The sequence below is a fragment of the Paracoccus sp. T5 genome, assembly GCF_048538155.2.
Taxonomy (GTDB): Bacteria; Pseudomonadota; Alphaproteobacteria; order Rhodobacterales; family Rhodobacteraceae; genus Paracoccus.
On sequence record NZ_CM135809.1, the window covers coordinates 111,522 to 127,111 of the forward strand.

A 15,590-nucleotide genomic window follows, 5' to 3' on the forward strand; every position below is an offset into this window, starting at 1 on the left:
GGACCGGCGGATCGGGTTCCCTCAACAGCTATGGGCGCCGACCTGCCGGGTCAAGGGGCGGGACCGGGCGCAGGTCCCGTCAGCCCCGCCATCACCCGGTCCAGCAGCGGATCGGGCAGCTGCATCAGGCTGCGCGTCGCCGTCCACAGCACCGCCATCCGCACCGGCCGGTCAGGCCAGCTGCCGCGCAGCGCGGCGCGATAGGCCGCCATCTGTCGCAGGATGCCCTCGGGCACCGCCTCGGGCGCCTGCGGCACGTCGCTGTTCGTCTTGTAGTCCACGGCCAGGATGGCATCGGGGGTGACGACCAGACGGTCGACGATCCCGTTCAGCACGCCCAGACCCGGCAGCCGCGCGGTCAGCGCCACCTCGTTCAGGATCTGGCCGTCCGCAGGCGGCGTCATCACCTGCTGCAGGGCCGGCGCGGCGATGACCGCCCCCGCCTCGGCCAGCAGGTCGTCCAGCTCCGCGGCATCGGGCAGGCCGCCCTCGGCGCCGGCCAGCAGGGCGCGGGCAATGCGGGACCAATCGTCGGCGGGATGGACGGGCAGGTGCTCCAGCAGCAGGTGCAGGCGCGTGCCGCGCAGCATCGCGGCGTCGCGGTCGCCCTCGGACGGCGCGCCCAGCACCTTGGCGCCGCCCAACCCGCTGGCGATCACGGGGACCTCGAAATCCGGCTCGGGCGGTGGCATCCGCAGCGCCCAATCGGGCGGCGTCAGGACGTTTGGCGCGGGGCGGTCCGCGGCCGTCGCCTGCACCGGCCAGTCGCCATAGGACAGGCGCAGCGCCGGGCCCAGGTCCGGCACCTCGACGGTGCTGCGGTCCAGGCCGCTGCGGCCGGCTCCGTCCAGGATCATGGCGTGCCAGCTGTCCAGCGCCTCGCCCGTCTCGCCGGCGGCCGCCACGATCAGCCAGCTTTCGGCCCGCGTCATCGCCACATAAAGCAACCGGCGACGCTCTTCCTCCTGGCGCCGTTCCCATTCGCCGACGGCCAGCGCGACCGCGTCGCAGCGATCCGCCGCCGCGCCGCGCCAGGCAGGCAGCCCCTCGACCCGCACCACGCGCTGCCCGTTCGAGGGACGGCGCTTTTGCGTTTCGGGCAGGATCACCACCGGGCTTTCCAGGCCCTTCGAGCCATGCACGGTCATCACGCGGATCAGCCCGCCCGCGCCGCCGGGCAGCTGGCGCTTGACCTGCACGTCGTCGGCCTGCAGCCAGACCAGAAAGCCGGTCAGCGAAGGCGTCTCGACCTGCTCATAGGCCAGGGCCTGCGACAGCAGCTCGTCGATGCCGTCCAGCGCCTCGGGCCCAAGGCGGGCGATCAGCGCGGCCCGGCCGCCGTGCCGCGTCAGCAGCCGCGCGATCAGGTCATAGGGGCGCATATAGTCGGCCTGCCCCGCCAGATCGTTGAAGACCGCCTGCACCCCGGCATGCTGCGACTGGCGCAACCGCACCCACAGATGTTCGTTTTTTCCGCGCCCGGCCGACAGGCGGAACAGGTCATCCTCGGACAGGCCGAACAGCGGCGATCGCAGGGCGGCGGCCAGGCAGAGGTCATCCTCGGGCGTGGCCAGCACGGCCAGCGTGGCGGTGATGTCGCGCACGGCCAGTTCGCCCGCCAGCTTCAGCCGGTCGGCGCCGGCCACCGGCAGGCCCGCCGATTTCAGTTCCGCGATCAGGATCTGGAACAGGTCGCTGCGACGCTGGACCAGGATCTGGATGTCGCCCGGCGTGATCGGTCGCGTCTCGCCCGACTTGGCGTCCAGGATCGGGCTGCCCAGCATGGCGCGGATCTGCCGGGCGATGGCGCGCGACAGCAGGGTATCGGCGTCATTCTCGGCCGGCGCATCGACGGGCTGGGACCAGTCCGGACGTTCGGGCGTGTCGGGGTCGGGCAGGGGCGGCCAGATGTCCACCCGGCCGGGCAGCGCGTCGCGGAAGGCCACGTGGCGGGGCGGGTCCCCCAGACCCTCGGCGGCCTGGTCCTGGAAGACCGCATCGACCAGCCGCAGGATTGCCGGAGAGGACCGAAAGCTGTGGGCCAGCCCGCGCCGCTGCATCGGCTGCTGCACGGCCTGGAAATCCTGGTCGAAGCGGTCGCGCATCGCCTCGAAGACGGCGATGTCGGCCCCCTGGAAGGAATAGATCGACTGTTTCGGATCGCCCACCACGAACAGCGTGCGGGGGCGGTCCTGGGCGCCGGCGCCGCTGGTGAATTCGTCGGTCAGGCGGCGGATCACGCGCCACTGTTCGGGGCTGGTGTCCTGTGCCTCGTCGACCAGGATGTGGTCGATGCCGCCGTCCAACCGCCACAGGACCCACTGGGCCATGCTGGATTCCTCCAGCAGCTGCGCGGTCCGCCGGATCAGGTCGTCGAAGTCCAGCCAGCCATGCGCCGCCTTGGCCTGCGCCATGCGCGTCGCAAAGGCATGGCCAAAGCGGTGCAGGGCCAGGGTCCGTTCCGCCGTCGCCAGGGCCAGCGCCTGCGGGCGCGCCAGCTCGACCCGCTCCATCAGCGCGTGCAGATCGTCCATGAAGGGCGCGCAGGGGCCCGAGGCCAGGTCCTTGGTCGGGATCTTGCCGATCTTGGCGGCGAAGGGCGCCTTGGTCTTGGCACCGAACAGCAGGCAATCGCAAAGCCGCGCCAGATCGCCCAGGCCAGGTTGGCGCCAGTTGCCCCCGGCCAGCACCTCGGCCAGCTTGGCGTCGGTGGACTTGCCCGCGCGCAGCAGAGGGACCAGCGCGTCGCACAGGTCGCCTTCGCTGCCTAGAAAGACCTGCGCCAGCAGCGCGCCGGGCGTCTGGCCGGGGGGCAGGTCCAGCATGGCCCAGATCGCGTCAGGATCGGGGGCATGACTGAAATCGGCCTCGGACAGGCCGGCCAGAAAGCTGTCCAGGTTGTCGCCGGAATGCAGGCGGGTCAGGTCGCGAATGGCGGGATCGCCCGCCTCGGCCATCTCCTCCAGGATCTCGGCGCGCAGGGCGCGGGCGCTGCGGTCGTCCAGTTCCGCAAAGCCCATCGGCACCCCGGCCTCCAGCGGAAAGCGCCGCAGCAGGGCTGCGCAAAAGCTGTGGATCGTCTGCACCTTCAGCCCGCCAGGCGTTTCGATGGCGCGGGCGAACAGGCGGCGAGCCTGCGCCAGGTCGGGTTCCGCGGTCTCTCCCAGGTCGGCCAGTTCGCGGCGCAGCTGCGGCTCGGGCAGCATCGCCCATTGGCCAAGCCGCTTCAGCAGGCGGTTCTGCATCTCGGTTGCGGCGGCCTTGGTATAGGTCAGGCACAGGATGCGTTCGGGCGCGGTCCCGGCCAGCAGCAGGCGCGCCACCCGGTCGGTCAGCACCCGCGTCTTGCCCGAGCCCGCATTGGCGGTCAGCCAGGTCGACCGCAGCGGATCGGCCGCCGCGATCTGGTTCAGCGTGGCTTCATCCATGATCGCCCACCTTCTGAGGGATCGCCCTGTCCGTCAGCGCCCATTCGCCATAGCGGGCCAGGTGGTCGTAATCCCCCGCATAGGACGTCCGCTCGGGTGCCCGCATCGAGGTGAACCCGGTCTCTCCCGTCAGATAGGCTGCGACCAGCCGCACGAAGCCGTCCCAGGTCTCGCCCTCGATCCCGTCGTCGTGCTCGCGGCCAAAGGTGCGCCCCTCGCCGCCCAGCTGGATATAGCGGATCGCGGCCACGTCCACCGGGCCAAGCGCGTCAAAGCCGCCGCGCCGGGCCATCGCCGCCTCCAGCATCAGCTGCTTGTCGAAATGGCGGATCTGCGCGTCGGTCGGCGGCGTGCCGGACTTGTAGTCATAGACCGCCACCCGGCCGTCCTGCAGCAGGTCGATCCGGTCGGGCTTGGCGGTCAGGGTGAAGCCCATGCCGGACAGCGACACGCGGCCCCGGTTCTCGATCACCATCGGCGCGCCTTCGGCCAGGCGGGCCAGTTCGTCGGCCACGATGCGATCCGCGATGCCTTCGATCCGCGCGGTCCAGAAGGCGCGGGCGGCGGGCCAGGGCACCTCGCGCGCCAGAACCTCGGCGGTCAGCGACAGGAAGGTGGCGCGCAGCATCTCGGGCGGGGTGTCGGGGGCGGGGCGGGACTTCAGCAGCGCCTCGACGATGGCATGCAGGGTCTGGCCGCGCAGCGCGGCATCGGGCTGCGGCCGCAGGGGCGGCAGCGGGCGCAGGCCCAGCACCCGTTTGGCATAGACCGCATAGGGATCGCGGATCAGCAGCGACACGTCGGTCACCGGCAGTTCGCGAAAGGGCGGGCCGGGCGGGACGGGCGAGGGGCGCGAGGCCGGTGCCAGGGCGGCCGGGGGCCGCGCCAGCGCCTCGGCCATGGCCAGCCATTCGGCGCCGCGCGCGCGCATCTGCTCCAGCGCCTGCGGGCCGCTGCGTTCGGGCAGGCCGCTCATCAGGTTCATCAGCCGGTTCAACCAGCGCGAGGGGATCGTCTCGGCCTCGGCATCGCGCTTGGCGCGGGTCAGGATCACCCGGTCGGCGGCGATTCCCTGCTGAAAGTCATGGGCGGCCAGGCCGATCTGGCGTTCCGGCACCGGCAGTCCGGCCGCCAGCCGCATCTGGCGCGACAGCCAGGGGTCGGGCGACAGCGGCTGCGGCCAGCCACCCTCGTTCAGGCCCGACAGGATGACATGGCCGTGACCGTAAAGGCGTGCCTCGCGCGGGCCGCGGATGCGCAAACAGTGATGGCCGGCCACATCCTCGCGCACGGACTTGGCCTGCAATTCCGTGATCAGCAGCGCGCAGAAATCCGAGGGTCCGATCTCAGGGCCGAAATGGGCATGCTCGGCCAGGTGCTCCAGCACCGCGCGGCTCATCTGCCCGGCCTTGTCCTGCCACAGCCGGGATTGCGCCGGATCGCCCTGCGGGCCGGCCGCCAGCGCCTCGGCCAGCGCGATCAGGTCAACCAGCCGGTCGGGCAGCGGGCGGGGCGCGCGGTCGCGCGCCAGGGGCGTCATCCGCTCCAGCATCGCGGCCAGCCACCCGGCCCAGATCCTGCGCGTCTCGTCACCCTTTTCCGCCCAGTCCAGCAGCGTGGCCGCATCGGGAAAGGCCGGGCCGTGCTTGCGCAGCTTCAGTTCCAGGTCGCGGGTCTGGCGCAGGATGTCGTTGCGCCCGATCACCTGCGATCCCGTTGCGGTCATCGGGTGTTTCAGCAGGATCAGCAGCCGGTCGATGGTCAGCGCCTCGCCGTAAAGGGCGGCGACCTGGCGCAGGAACAGGCCCGGCGGCGTCAGGGGCAGGGGGCGGCCGGCGCTGTCGTCGGGGCGGATATGCCAGCGGTCCAGCGCGGCGGTCACGCGGCGGATCAGCCCGCTGTCGGCCGCGATCAGGGTGATCAACTCACCCTTTTCGGCCGCCTCGCGCATGATCAGGGCGATGGCCTCGGCCTCGGTGCCCGGCTGGTCGGCCTCGATCAGGGACAGCGACCGCGTGGCCGGGATCAGGTCGGGCAGCGCCGGCCCTTCGGCGATCCACTGGTCGGTCACGGGGGCGGGGCGCAGCGCCAGCGACACCAGCCGGTTGCGCGCCGCGGAGGGGGGTGCCACATCGGTCCAGCGTTCGGGATAGCCCGCGGCCCGGATCAACGGGGCAAAGCGCGACTGCGGATGATCGTCGGCCGCGTCGCCCAATGTCTCCCAGACCGCGTCGGGCTGGTCAAAGTCAAAGCCCGGCAGGACCACCGCCCCGTTCGGCAGCGCCGCCACCGCCTGCATGTAAAGCCGCGTGGCCCCATGCGACGCGGTCGATCCCGCGACGATCACCGGCCCGTCGGGCAGGTTCAGCCCCTGCGCCCAATCAGCCAGCGCGGCCTCGGCCGCGGCGCGCTGACGGGCAGGGCGGTCGCTATGCGCGTCGCGCAGGTGGAAATCGGCCGCGATCTTCAGGAAGGCCAGCGCGTTCTGCCAGTGGCGGGCATGGTCGCCCGTATCGATCGCCTCCAGCGCGGTGATGTCGCGGCCCTCGGTCTGCATCTCGACCATCAGCTGCGACAGCGATTGGGCCAGGACCGGGATGGAATGCCCGGCCCCCAGATCGGGACGCAGTTTCAGCAGCTGCGCGATCAGGCGACCCAGCTGCAGGCGGCGCGCCAAAGGTGCCACGGGCGGATCGGGCATCACCAGCGGCCCCGGATCGACCGAGGTGATCGAGCGCAGCCGCGGCAGCAGCAGCGGCCCGGCCCGGTCAAAGGCCCGGCGCAGCGCCCCCATCGTGGTGGCGGCATTGGCCAGGATCGTGACGCGCGCCAAGGCTTCGGGCGGCTGGTCCGCCATCCGCGCCATCAGCCCCTGCACGAAGCAGTCGGCGAAATCGACGCCGGGGGGCAGGGCGTAGAGGCCGTGCAGGTCAGCCACGCAGCAGCGCCTCGGCCAGGGGGATGGCGGCGGGATAGCCCACGTCGCACCAGCCGCCGGGATGGACCAGGCCATGGACGCGGCCCTCCGCGATCAGCAGGTCCCACAACCGGTTCAGCGAGAACACCCGGTCGGGAATCTCGGCCAGCCGCTCGGTCCGGATGATCTGCGCCCCGGCATAGACGAAATCGCCTTGGCGCGTGACCCGGCCGTCCGCGTCCAGCGCAAAATCGCCCGCCCCCTGCCGCGCCGTCGCCCGCGCCAGCGGCACCAACGCCAGCAGCGCATCCATGCGGTCATCGTCCCAGCCCGCCTGCAGCGCCGACAGGACGTTCGGCCCGGTCCAGACCACGTCGGGGTTCAGCGTCATCACCGGGCTGCCGCTCAGCAGGGGCAGGGCCTGGCGCAACCCGCCGCCGGTGTCCAGGATCAGGTCAGGCTCGGGGCTGAGGGCGACGTCGCGGCCCTCCAGGTGCTGCACGACCTGCGCCCCCAGGTAATGCGTGTTGACGACGATGCGCGCGGCCCCCGCCTGGTGGCCCAGGTCCAGCGCGCGGTCCAGCAGGCTGCGCCCGGCGACCGGGATCAGCGGCTTGGGGCGCGTGTCCGTCAGCGGGCGCATGCGGGTGCCGAGGCCAGCGGCAAAGATCATCAGGGGCGGGCGCATCGGGCGCGGATCCTTTCGACGATGGCGGCATCGGGGGCCGGGACATCCGCCAGCGCGCGGGCCAGCGGCGCCAGTGCCGGATGGGCCAGGTTGCGCTGCACGTGGCCCCAGACCCGCGGCATGAAGTCCAGATAGCGCGGCTTGCCGTCGCGCAGGCACAGCCGGGTAAAGATCCCCATGATCCGCAGGCCGCGCTGCGCGCCCAGCAGGGCATAGGCGCCGCGGAACCGCGCCTCGTCCAGCCCGGTCGCGGCCAGGTAACGGGCGATGGTCACGGCCTCGATCTGCGGGGCCACGTCGCGCCGCGCGTCCTGCAGCGCCGAGACCAGGTCATAGGCCGGATGCGCCGCCACCGCGTCCTGATAGTCGATCAGCCCCAGAGGCGCCGCGCCGCGCCAGATCAGGTTCTCGGCGTGAAAGTCGCGCAGGGCGGTGACCGGGCGCTGATCCGCGGCCAGATCGGCGTGAAGGCCCGCGATCAACGGGCCGATGTCGGGAACGTCGATCCCAAGGGCCTGCGGGTAGAGGGAGAACAATCCGACCTGATCGGCCAGCGCCGCCCCGTCCAGCGCCGGGACGACGTCGGGAACAGGATGGTGATGCAGGTCGACCAGCAGGTCAGCGACGCGGTCATAGGCGACGGGGGCCACGGCCGGATCGCGCTCCAGCACGCGGGCCAGCAGGTCGTCGCCCAGGTCCTGAACCAGCGCCAGCCCCTGCGTCGCGTCCTGCACCAGGATCGCTGGCGCGCCGAATCCGCGGTCCAGCAGCCAGCGGGTCATCGCAAGGAAGGCCGGCATGCTGCCGCCGGGGTCGTCCATCAGCACCGCCGCGCCCTGCGGCCCCTGCAGGCGGAAATAGCGACGGGCCGAGGCATCGCCCGCCAGCGGCACCACCCGCGCCTCGCCCCATCCCGCCTGCGCGACAAAGCCGGCGCGGGCGGCCAGCCGGTCGGCACCGGGACAGTCCAGCACGATCCGGCGCAGCGCGGGGTCGGGGCAGGGGGTCAGGGCGATGGTCATGGCACGGGGCGGGCGGGTTTCCAGCCGGTCGGGCCATTCGATCAGGCAGATCGCGTCCGACATCGCCTCCTCCAGTCCCAGCTCGTGCAGCTCGGACGGATCGGTCAGGCGGTAAAGGTCGGCGTGCCAGATCTCGGTCCCCATCGGATCGTCATAGGTCTGCACCAGCGTGAAGGTCGGGCTGGGCACGTCCTCGGCCAGATCACCCTGGCGCGCGCGGATGAAGGCGCGGGCGAAATGGGTCTTGCCGGCCCCCACCGGTCCGTCCAGCAGCACCGTCCAGCCGGGCGCCAGATCGGCGGCCAGCATCCGTGCCAGGGCGGCGGTCAGGGTCTCGTCTGCGATCAGGCGCGTGGTCATGGCGCTGTTCTAGCCGCTTGCCGCGCCGGGGGGAACCGCCCGCGAAACCGTGTGATGCGAAGGGCCGCGCGCCGCGCTAGGCTGGGTCCGAACGTGTTTTCGGGGAACCTGATGCTGCGCCTTGCCCTTGCCCTCAGCCTGGCCCTTGCCGGTCCGGCGGCCGCCACGCAGGAATATATCCTGCCCACGCTGTTCGACGTGGCCCGCGTGGCCCCGGACGACGTGCTGAACATCCGCGCCGCCCCCTCGGCCAGTTCGCCCATCATCGGCAGGCTGGCCCCCGAGGCCACCCGGATCGAGGTGGTCGAGGAACGCCAGGGTTGGGCGCGGGTCAACACCGGCGAAGGCTCGGGTTGGGTCAGTTCGCGCTTTCTGGACTATCGCACCGATGTCTGGGCCGAGGGCGCGCTGCCCGCAGGCTGGCAGTGCTTTGGAACCGAGCCCTTCTGGGCGGTGACCCCACAGGGGGACGGGGTCGTGCTGGGCGGGCCGGACCTCCCGGGTGACCTGCGCCCCGTCCGGGCGGTGCTGTCCAGCGGCGTCTTTCGTGACCCGACCCGCGCCCTGGTGGCCGAGGGGCTGACCCTGACCGCGACGCCGCAGCTGTGCTCGGACGGCATGTCGGACCGGCTGTTCGGGCTGCGGGCCACGGTGGTCATCCATGGCGACAGCCCGCAGATGCTGACCGGCTGCTGTTCGATCCAGCCCTGACGCTACAGTCCCAGCACGTCGTGCATGTCGTATTCGCCCGGACCCTTGTCCTGGCCCCAGATCGCCGCCCGCAGCGCGCCGCGAGCAAAAATCGCGCGGTCGGTGGCCAGGTGGCGCAGCACGATCCGTTCCCCCTCGGTCGCGAAGATCACGTCATGCTCGCCCACGACATCGCCGCCGCGGATGGCGGCAAAGCCGATGCTGCCGGGCTGGCGGGCGCCGGTGATCCCCTCGCGCGCCGGAACGCGCAGCTCGTCCAGTGCCGCGCCGCGTCCCTGGGCCGCGGCCTCGCCCAGCATCAGCGCGGTGCCGGAAGGCGCGTCGACCTTGTGGCGGTGATGCGCCTCGACCACCTCGACATCCCATTCGGTGCCAAGCGCCGCGGCGACCTTGCGCGTCAGCCCGACCAGCAGGTTCACGCCAAGCGACATGTTGCCCGCCCGGATGATCGGCGCATGGCGCGCGGCGGCCGACAGGGCGGCCAGGTGGTCCGGCTCGAACCCGGTGGTGCCGATGACATGGACGGCGCGGGCCTGGGCGGTCAGCTCGGCAAAGGCCACGGTGGCGGCGGGGGCGGTGAAGTCGATCACCGCCTGCGCCTGCGCGATGGCCGTCACCGGATCGTCGCTGACCGTGACCCCCGCGGGCGCGCCGCCCATCGCGGTGCCGATGTCCCGGCCCACCCAGTCATGGCCGGTCCGTTCCAGCGCACCGACCAGCCGGACCTGCGGATTGTCCCCGATCAGCCGGATCAGCATCTGCCCCATCCGTCCCGAGGCCCCGGTGACGACGATCCCCGGCACCTGCGGCTGATCGGTGTTCTGCAAATCGCTCATCATCCACCCCCGTTGGCTTTGGGGCGTCATATCCCGTTGCGGCGCGGCCCGCGACCCCCTACATCGGTCCTCATGGCACAGAACCGCTCTTCCCACGGTCAGGGCCCCCGGCAGCGTCAGCTGCGCGTGGGCGAACTGATCCGCCGCACCCTCGCTGACGTGCTTGCGCGCGGGGATGTGCATGATCCCGAACTGAACCGGCATTCCATCACGGTGGGCGAGGTGCGCACCTCGACCGACCTCAAGGTGGCCACCGCCTTCGTGCTGCCCCTGGGCGGGCGCGACGCGGATGCCGCGCTGTTGGCCCTGCGCCGCAACGCGCCCGAACTGCGCCACCTGGTGGCCAAGGGCCTGACGCTGAAATACGCGCCCGAGTTGCGGTTCCAGCTGGACGAGACCTTTGACATGATGGACGACACCCGCCGCCTGTTCGCGGATGAACGTGTGCGCCGCGATGTCGAGGCCGGCGAGGACGATGCCCAGGATGACGATGCGCGCTGACCTGTCGCGCCGCCTTGCGGTGGCGCTTGGGGTGCTGGTCGCGATGGCACTGCCGGCCGGTGCCGCCACCTGCAAGCGCATCGACCACGACGGCCAGGGCTACGTGCTGTGCGAGGTGCCCGCCGCGCAGGAACCGGCGCTGCGGCTGTGGCAGGACGGTCCCGACGGCAGCCCGCTGCGCAATTTTGCCAATGTCCGCCGCACGCTGGAGGCGGACCAGGTTCTGTCCTTTGCGATGAATGCCGGCATGTTCCACCCCGATTACCGGGCCGTGGGCCTTCTGGTCGTGGACGGGGAGGAACTGTCGCCCATCGTGACGGGGGCCAGCAACGACAATTTCGGGATGCTGCCGAACGGCGTCTTCTGCAGCGGCGGCGCCCAGCCTTTTCAGGTGATCGAAAGCCGCAGCTTTGCCGCCGACCGACCCGACTGCCGGCTGGCCACGCAATCTGGGCCGATGCTGGTGATCGACGGGCAGTTGCACCCCCGCTTTCTGGTCGACAGCGACAGCCGTTATATCAGGAACGGCGTGGGCGTGTCGCCCGACGGGCAGACGGCCTGGTTCGCGATCTCGAACCGACCGGTGACCTTCCACGAATTCGGCCGCCTGTTCCGGGACGGACTGGGCGTGCAGGACGCGCTTTATTTCGACGGCTCGATCTCCCGGTTGTACGCGCCGCAGGTGAACCGGGCGGATTTCGGGCGCAGCATGGGGCCGATCATCGGCCTGGTGGACCCCGCTGGTTGACCCGGTGGGGCGGCGGGGCTATGCCCCGCACCTTGCATTCAGGAGGTTCGCATGGCGCGCAAGAAGGGCCGGGATATCAGCGGCTGGCTGATCGTGGACAAGCCCGCAGGGGTGAACTCGACCGCCGTGGTGGCCAAGGTCCGGTGGGCGCTGGACGCGAAGAAGGCCGGCCACGCGGGCACCCTGGACCCGGATGCGACGGGCGTTCTGGCGGTGGCCCTGGGCGAGGCGACCAAGACGGTGCCGATCGTGACCGATGCACTGAAATGCTATGATTTCACCGTGAACTGGGGGGCCGAGACGGCGACCGACGACGCCTCGGGCGAGGTGGTGCGTCGGTCCGATACCCGCCCGACCGCGGCCCAGGTCGAAGCCGCCCTGGCGCGCTTCACCGGCGAGATCATGCAGGTCCCCCCCGCCTTTTCCGCCGTCAAGGTCGAGGGCGAGCGCGCCTATGACCTGGCGCGCGAGGGGGTCGAGATGGAGCTGGCGGCCCGCCCCCTGTGGGTCGAAAGCCTGGTCCTGCTGGAGGCCGGTGCCGACACCGCCCGCCTGGAGATGGTCTGCGGCAAGGGCGGCTATGTCCGCTCCATTGCCCGCGACCTAGGGCGTGAGTTGGGCTGCCTGGGCCATGTCGCCCATCTGCGCCGCACCTGGTCGGGCCCCTTCGAGGCCGAGGACGGCGTCGCCTTCGACAGGATCGACCGGGAGGCGCAGGACTGGCTGGACGGTCAGGTCCTGCCCCTGGAAACCGGGCTGACCGACCTGCCGATGCTGCGCGCCACGCCCGAGGGCGCCATCCGCATCCGCAACGGCAATCCCGGAGAGGTGACCGGCGGCGCCGAATGGGGCGAGCTGGTCTGGGTCGCGGATGCCACGGGCCCGGTCTGCATCGGCCGCTATCAGGGCGGCATGGTCCAGCCCGAGCGGGTGTTCAACCTGTAACCGCCGCGCCTCAGCCGCCTGGCCGGCGCGCGCCCTGGAACGGCCCTTCGCCGGCTGCGTCGATGCGGGCGATCGCCTCGGCGATGGGTTCATGCGTGACCGACATCGTCCAGGCGGTGGCGTGGATCATCAGGTCGGGGGACACCGCCATGGCGACATGACCCGGCCAGAACAGCAGGTCGCCCCGGCGGATTCGTTCCGTGGACGGGAAGGCATCGCGCTGCAGGTCGCTGTCGCCCGGGCAGGGGATGTCGCAGGCCGCCAGCGCCGCCTGCACCAGGCCCGAACAGTCGATGCCCCATCGGCTGTTTCCGCCCCACAGATAGGGCGTGCCCACCAGGGTCTCGGCCACCGCCACCGGATCCTGCGCAGCTTCGGTGCCGACATGCTGGACCGGCACGAAGCCCCCTGTGGCCAGCCGCACGAACCGCCCTTCGGTCGCACTGACCGCAAGGCGGGCGCCAAGCGACAGCGACATGAGCTGCGGCTGCTTCATGTCGGGCGCCGGATAGACATGCGTGGCCGGCGCCGTCACCCGATGCGTCAGCGGCGGCAGGTCATCGACCAAGGTGGCGCTGTCCAGCCAGCCGCAATAGCCGTCCAACCTGGTCTGGACAAAGCTGAAGCCGTCCCGCACCTCGATCACGGTCACATCGGCGCCGAAATTCACCTGCCGGTCGCGCCGTCCGTCCGGTGCGGCCAGCAGGTCGGCCAGGGGCACCGACAGGCGCGCGGCGCGGCCGGGGGTATAGGCGGGGCGGTCCAGCCGCCCGCGCAGGCTTTCCAGCGCCATGCGGTCCGTGGCGGGTGTCAGCCGGCGGTCCATGGTCACGCCAGGATCTGCGGCAGCGCCGCCAGGATCGCCCGCGCCCCCTGCCCCACGCCGCCCTTGGGTCGCCCGGGCGCGGCGGTGGGCTGCCAGCCGTAGATGTCCAGATGGGCATAGCGTCCGGCCCCTTCGGCAAAGCGGCGCAGGAACAGCGCCGCCGTGATCGACCCGGCCATGCCGCCCGAGGGCGCGTTGTCCAGGTCCGCAATGGCGGGTTCGATCTGGTCCTCGTAGGGGTCCCAGAAGGGCATGCGCCACAGCGGGTCGCCCACCTGCATCGCCGCCTGCTGCAGCGCCGCAGCCGTGGCATCGTGGTCGCAGTAGAAGGGCGGGATGTCCGGCCCGAGCGCCACCCGCGCCGCGCCCGTCAACGTCGCCAGCGAGATCATCAGGTCGGGGCTCTCCTCGGCCGCGTAGGTCATCGCATCGGCCAGGACCAGCCGCCCCTCGGCATCGGTGTTGTTCACCTCGACCGTCAGGCCCTTGCGGCTGGCCAGCACGTCGCCGGGGCGGAAGGCGTTGCCCGCGACGCTGTTTTCGACCGCCGGGATCAGCACGCGCAGGCGCATCCGGCCCGTCGCGCCGGTCGCCGCCAGCATCTTCAGCAGGCCGAGCGCGGTGGCCGCGCCGCCCATGTCCTTTTTCATCAGCCCCATGGAGGCGCCGGGCTTGAGGTTCAGCCCGCCGGTGTCAAAGCAGACGCCCTTGCCCACCAGCGTCAGCATCGGACCCTGATCGCCCATGCGGATGTCGATCAGCCGCGGCTCGACGGCAGAAGCGCGTCCCACCGCATGGATCAGCGGAAAGTTCTGCTTCGCCAAGGCACTCCCGCAGATCACCTCGACCCGCGCGCCGATGTCGTTGCACAGCGCGCGCGCGGCTGCCTCCAGCTTGTCGGGGCCAAGGTCCCCGGCGGGCGTGTTGATCAGATTGCGGGTCAGGAATTCACCCGCCGCGATCGCCAGCGCGCGATCGGCATCCGCGCCTGTGGGGCAGACCAACCGGGGGCCCTGGACGGGCTTTCCCTTGTAGCGGGTAAAGCGGTACTGGCCCAGCAGCCAGCCTAGGGCCAGATGGTCCGGGTCCAGTCCGGCGGGCAGATCGGCCAGATGCCAGTTGCCCCTGGGCAGGGCCTGGGCACGGGCGATCTGGAACCGTTCCCGCGAGGCCAGCGCGCGGTCGCCCAGGCCCATGATCGCGCCGCGAAGCCCGCCCGCAGCATCGGGCAGCAGGCAGATCTGGCCGGCCTTGGCGGCAAACCCCGAGGCCTCGGCCCAGGGTCCGGCCTGGGCGTCGGGTGGCAGGTCATCGCCGCTCCAGACCAGCCACAGCGGGCGCGTGTCGTCAGAGGCGGGGGCGAATTCGGGGGTCATGGCGTCATCCTTGGCAGAACGGCGCCAGCCTACAGGCTGGGACCGCGCCTGCAACCCCGGCGGCGGGGTCATCCCAGGGCGGTGCGGTCCCAGATGGCCGTCAGCGACCGGTTGCCCACCCGCATCAGCCGGGCACGGATCGCGGCCAGGGCAGCATGGTCGCCCCGTTCGGCGGTGCTGCCCAGGTCCATGGCCACGCCGGCAAGTGACAAAAGCCCGATCTGCCAGGCCAGCCGCGACATGCGCTCGGCATGGGCCATCGCCTGCGCCAGGTCGCGCCGGTCCAATGCCGCGTCCACCGCCGTCAGGGCGGTGGCCAGCTGTTCCAGCGCCAGCCCGATGACATGCTGCGCCGCCGTCTCGCCCAGTTCGGCCACGATGTCCGCCACCCGCCGATTGTCCACGCGGACCAGTTCCGATACGGCCAAGGCCGAGATTTGTGCCATCCGCACCTCCGAAGGGTCTGTCCCCGCTTGGGGCGAACATGGGCGCAAGCGGTGAAGAAAGCCTTGAGCAAGGTCCAAGAAAAGGCTCGAATTTGTTTCAATCCCGGCCTATCAGGCGGGGAGACAATGGGGTTTTCGATGCACAACCTGACACCGCTGCCGCAATACCTGACCAAGCGCTATCATGGCTGGAAGGCGACCTCCTACAACGAGAACCGCGCCTGGTTCCGCCGGCTGGCCGACGAAGGCCAGCGCCCGCGCGCGATGGTCATTTCCTGCTGCGACAGCCGGGTCCATGTCACCAGCATCTTCGGCGCCGATTCGGGCGAGTTCTTCATCCACCGCAACATCGCCAATCTGGTTCCCTCCTATGCCCCGGACGGGCTGCAGCACGGGACGTCTGCGGCGGTGGAATATGCCGTCAAGGCGCTGAAGGTCGCGCATCTGATCGTCGTGGGCCACACGCTTTGCGGCGGCGTCGCGGGCTGCCATGCGATGTGTTCGGGCCATGCGCCCGAGCTGGAGGAGACGACCAGCTTCGTGGGGCGCTGGATGGACATCCTGCGGCCGGGCTACCAGCGGGTGAAGGACCTGCCGGCCGAAGAGCAGGTCGGCGCGCTGGAGCGCGAGGCGGTGCTGGTGTCGATCGAGAACCTGCTGACCTTCCCCTTTGTGCGCGACGCCGTCGAGGCCGGTCAGCTGTCGCTGCACGGGCTGCTGCACGACATCAGCGAGGGGACGCTGCTGCAGGCCGACGAGGGCGGCAAGCAGTGGGCGCTGATCTGA

13 protein-coding genes are annotated in these 15,590 nt (G+C 71.2%); 5 read left to right on the top strand and 8 right to left on the bottom strand.

Annotated features, from left to right (window positions below; genetic code table 11):
* Positions 1–50 precede the first annotated feature (50 nt).
* The 4 genes from addA to tsaE are packed head-to-tail and all read right to left on the bottom strand — an operon-like array spanning position 51 to position 8,415.
* Positions 51–3,428, bottom strand: a complete 3,378-nt coding sequence (gene addA, locus ACNR9W_RS00545; RefSeq protein ID WP_419268635.1) for a double-strand break repair helicase AddA — start codon at positions 3,426–3,428, stop codon at positions 51–53.
* Positions 3,421–6,366 (bottom strand): double-strand break repair protein AddB, encoded by a 2,946-nt coding sequence (gene addB / locus ACNR9W_RS00550; protein WP_419268636.1) that lies wholly within the window; start codon positions 6,364–6,366, stop codon positions 3,421–3,423. Before addB ends, addA begins: the two co-directional genes overlap by 8 nt.
* The gene (locus ACNR9W_RS00555; RefSeq protein WP_419268637.1) at positions 6,359–7,033 is read right to left on the bottom strand and encodes a nucleotidyltransferase family protein; all 675 of its coding nucleotides are present in this window, start codon (positions 7,031–7,033) and stop codon (positions 6,359–6,361) included. Before ACNR9W_RS00555 ends, addB begins: the two co-directional genes overlap by 8 nt.
* Positions 7,018–8,415, bottom strand: coding sequence for a tRNA (adenosine(37)-N6)-threonylcarbamoyltransferase complex ATPase subunit type 1 TsaE (gene tsaE, locus ACNR9W_RS00560; protein WP_419268638.1), 1,398 nt, complete (start codon positions 8,413–8,415; stop codon positions 7,018–7,020). The genes ACNR9W_RS00555 and tsaE overlap by 16 nt, the downstream gene beginning before the upstream one ends.
* 111 nt (positions 8,416–8,526) lie before the next feature.
* On the opposite strand from tsaE, the gene ACNR9W_RS00565 reads away from it, so the two are divergent.
* A complete protein-coding gene (locus ACNR9W_RS00565; protein WP_419268639.1) occupies positions 8,527–9,126 on the top strand; it encodes a COG3650 family protein in 600 nt (199 codons plus the stop codon).
* A 2-nt stretch (positions 9,127–9,128) separates the two neighbouring features.
* Here ACNR9W_RS00565 and dapB read toward each other — a convergent pair whose 3' ends face one another.
* Entirely contained in the window at positions 9,129–9,962 is an 834-nt protein-coding gene (gene dapB / locus ACNR9W_RS00570; RefSeq protein ID WP_419268641.1) for a 4-hydroxy-tetrahydrodipicolinate reductase, read from the bottom strand.
* 72 nt (positions 9,963–10,034) lie between these two features.
* Here dapB and rbfA point away from each other — a divergent pair, with 72 nt between their 5' ends.
* The 3 genes from rbfA to truB are packed head-to-tail and all read left to right on the top strand — an operon-like array spanning position 10,035 to position 12,156.
* Positions 10,035–10,463 (top strand): 30S ribosome-binding factor RbfA, encoded by a 429-nt coding sequence (rbfA, locus tag ACNR9W_RS00575; RefSeq protein WP_419268643.1) that lies wholly within the window; start codon positions 10,035–10,037, stop codon positions 10,461–10,463.
* A complete protein-coding gene (locus ACNR9W_RS00580) occupies positions 10,453–11,211 on the top strand; it encodes a phosphodiester glycosidase family protein (protein ID WP_419268844.1) in 759 nt (252 codons plus the stop codon). Before rbfA ends, ACNR9W_RS00580 begins: the two co-directional genes overlap by 11 nt.
* A 51-nt stretch (positions 11,212–11,262) precedes the next feature.
* Positions 11,263–12,156 (top strand): tRNA pseudouridine(55) synthase TruB, encoded by an 894-nt coding sequence (truB, locus tag ACNR9W_RS00585; protein WP_419268644.1) that lies wholly within the window; start codon positions 11,263–11,265, stop codon positions 12,154–12,156.
* A gap of 10 nt (positions 12,157–12,166) precedes the next feature.
* On the opposite strand, the gene ACNR9W_RS00590 is transcribed toward truB, so the two are convergent.
* The 3 genes from ACNR9W_RS00590 to ACNR9W_RS00600 form a co-directional block, all read right to left on the bottom strand.
* Positions 12,167–12,982, bottom strand: coding sequence for a C40 family peptidase (locus ACNR9W_RS00590; protein WP_419268845.1), 816 nt, complete (start codon positions 12,980–12,982; stop codon positions 12,167–12,169).
* Between the two features lie 2 nt (positions 12,983–12,984).
* Positions 12,985–14,358, bottom strand: a complete 1,374-nt coding sequence (locus ACNR9W_RS00595) for a leucyl aminopeptidase family protein (RefSeq protein ID WP_419268645.1) — start codon at positions 14,356–14,358, stop codon at positions 12,985–12,987.
* 68 nt (positions 14,359–14,426) lie between these two features.
* Positions 14,427–14,804: a hypothetical protein gene (locus tag ACNR9W_RS00600; protein WP_419268646.1), complete on the bottom strand. Its 378-nt coding sequence runs from the start codon at positions 14,802–14,804 to the stop codon at positions 14,427–14,429.
* A gap of 138 nt (positions 14,805–14,942) precedes the next feature.
* Here ACNR9W_RS00600 and ACNR9W_RS00605 point away from each other — a divergent pair, with 138 nt between their 5' ends.
* Entirely contained in the window at positions 14,943–15,590 is a 648-nt protein-coding gene (locus tag ACNR9W_RS00605) for a carbonic anhydrase (RefSeq protein WP_419268647.1), read from the top strand.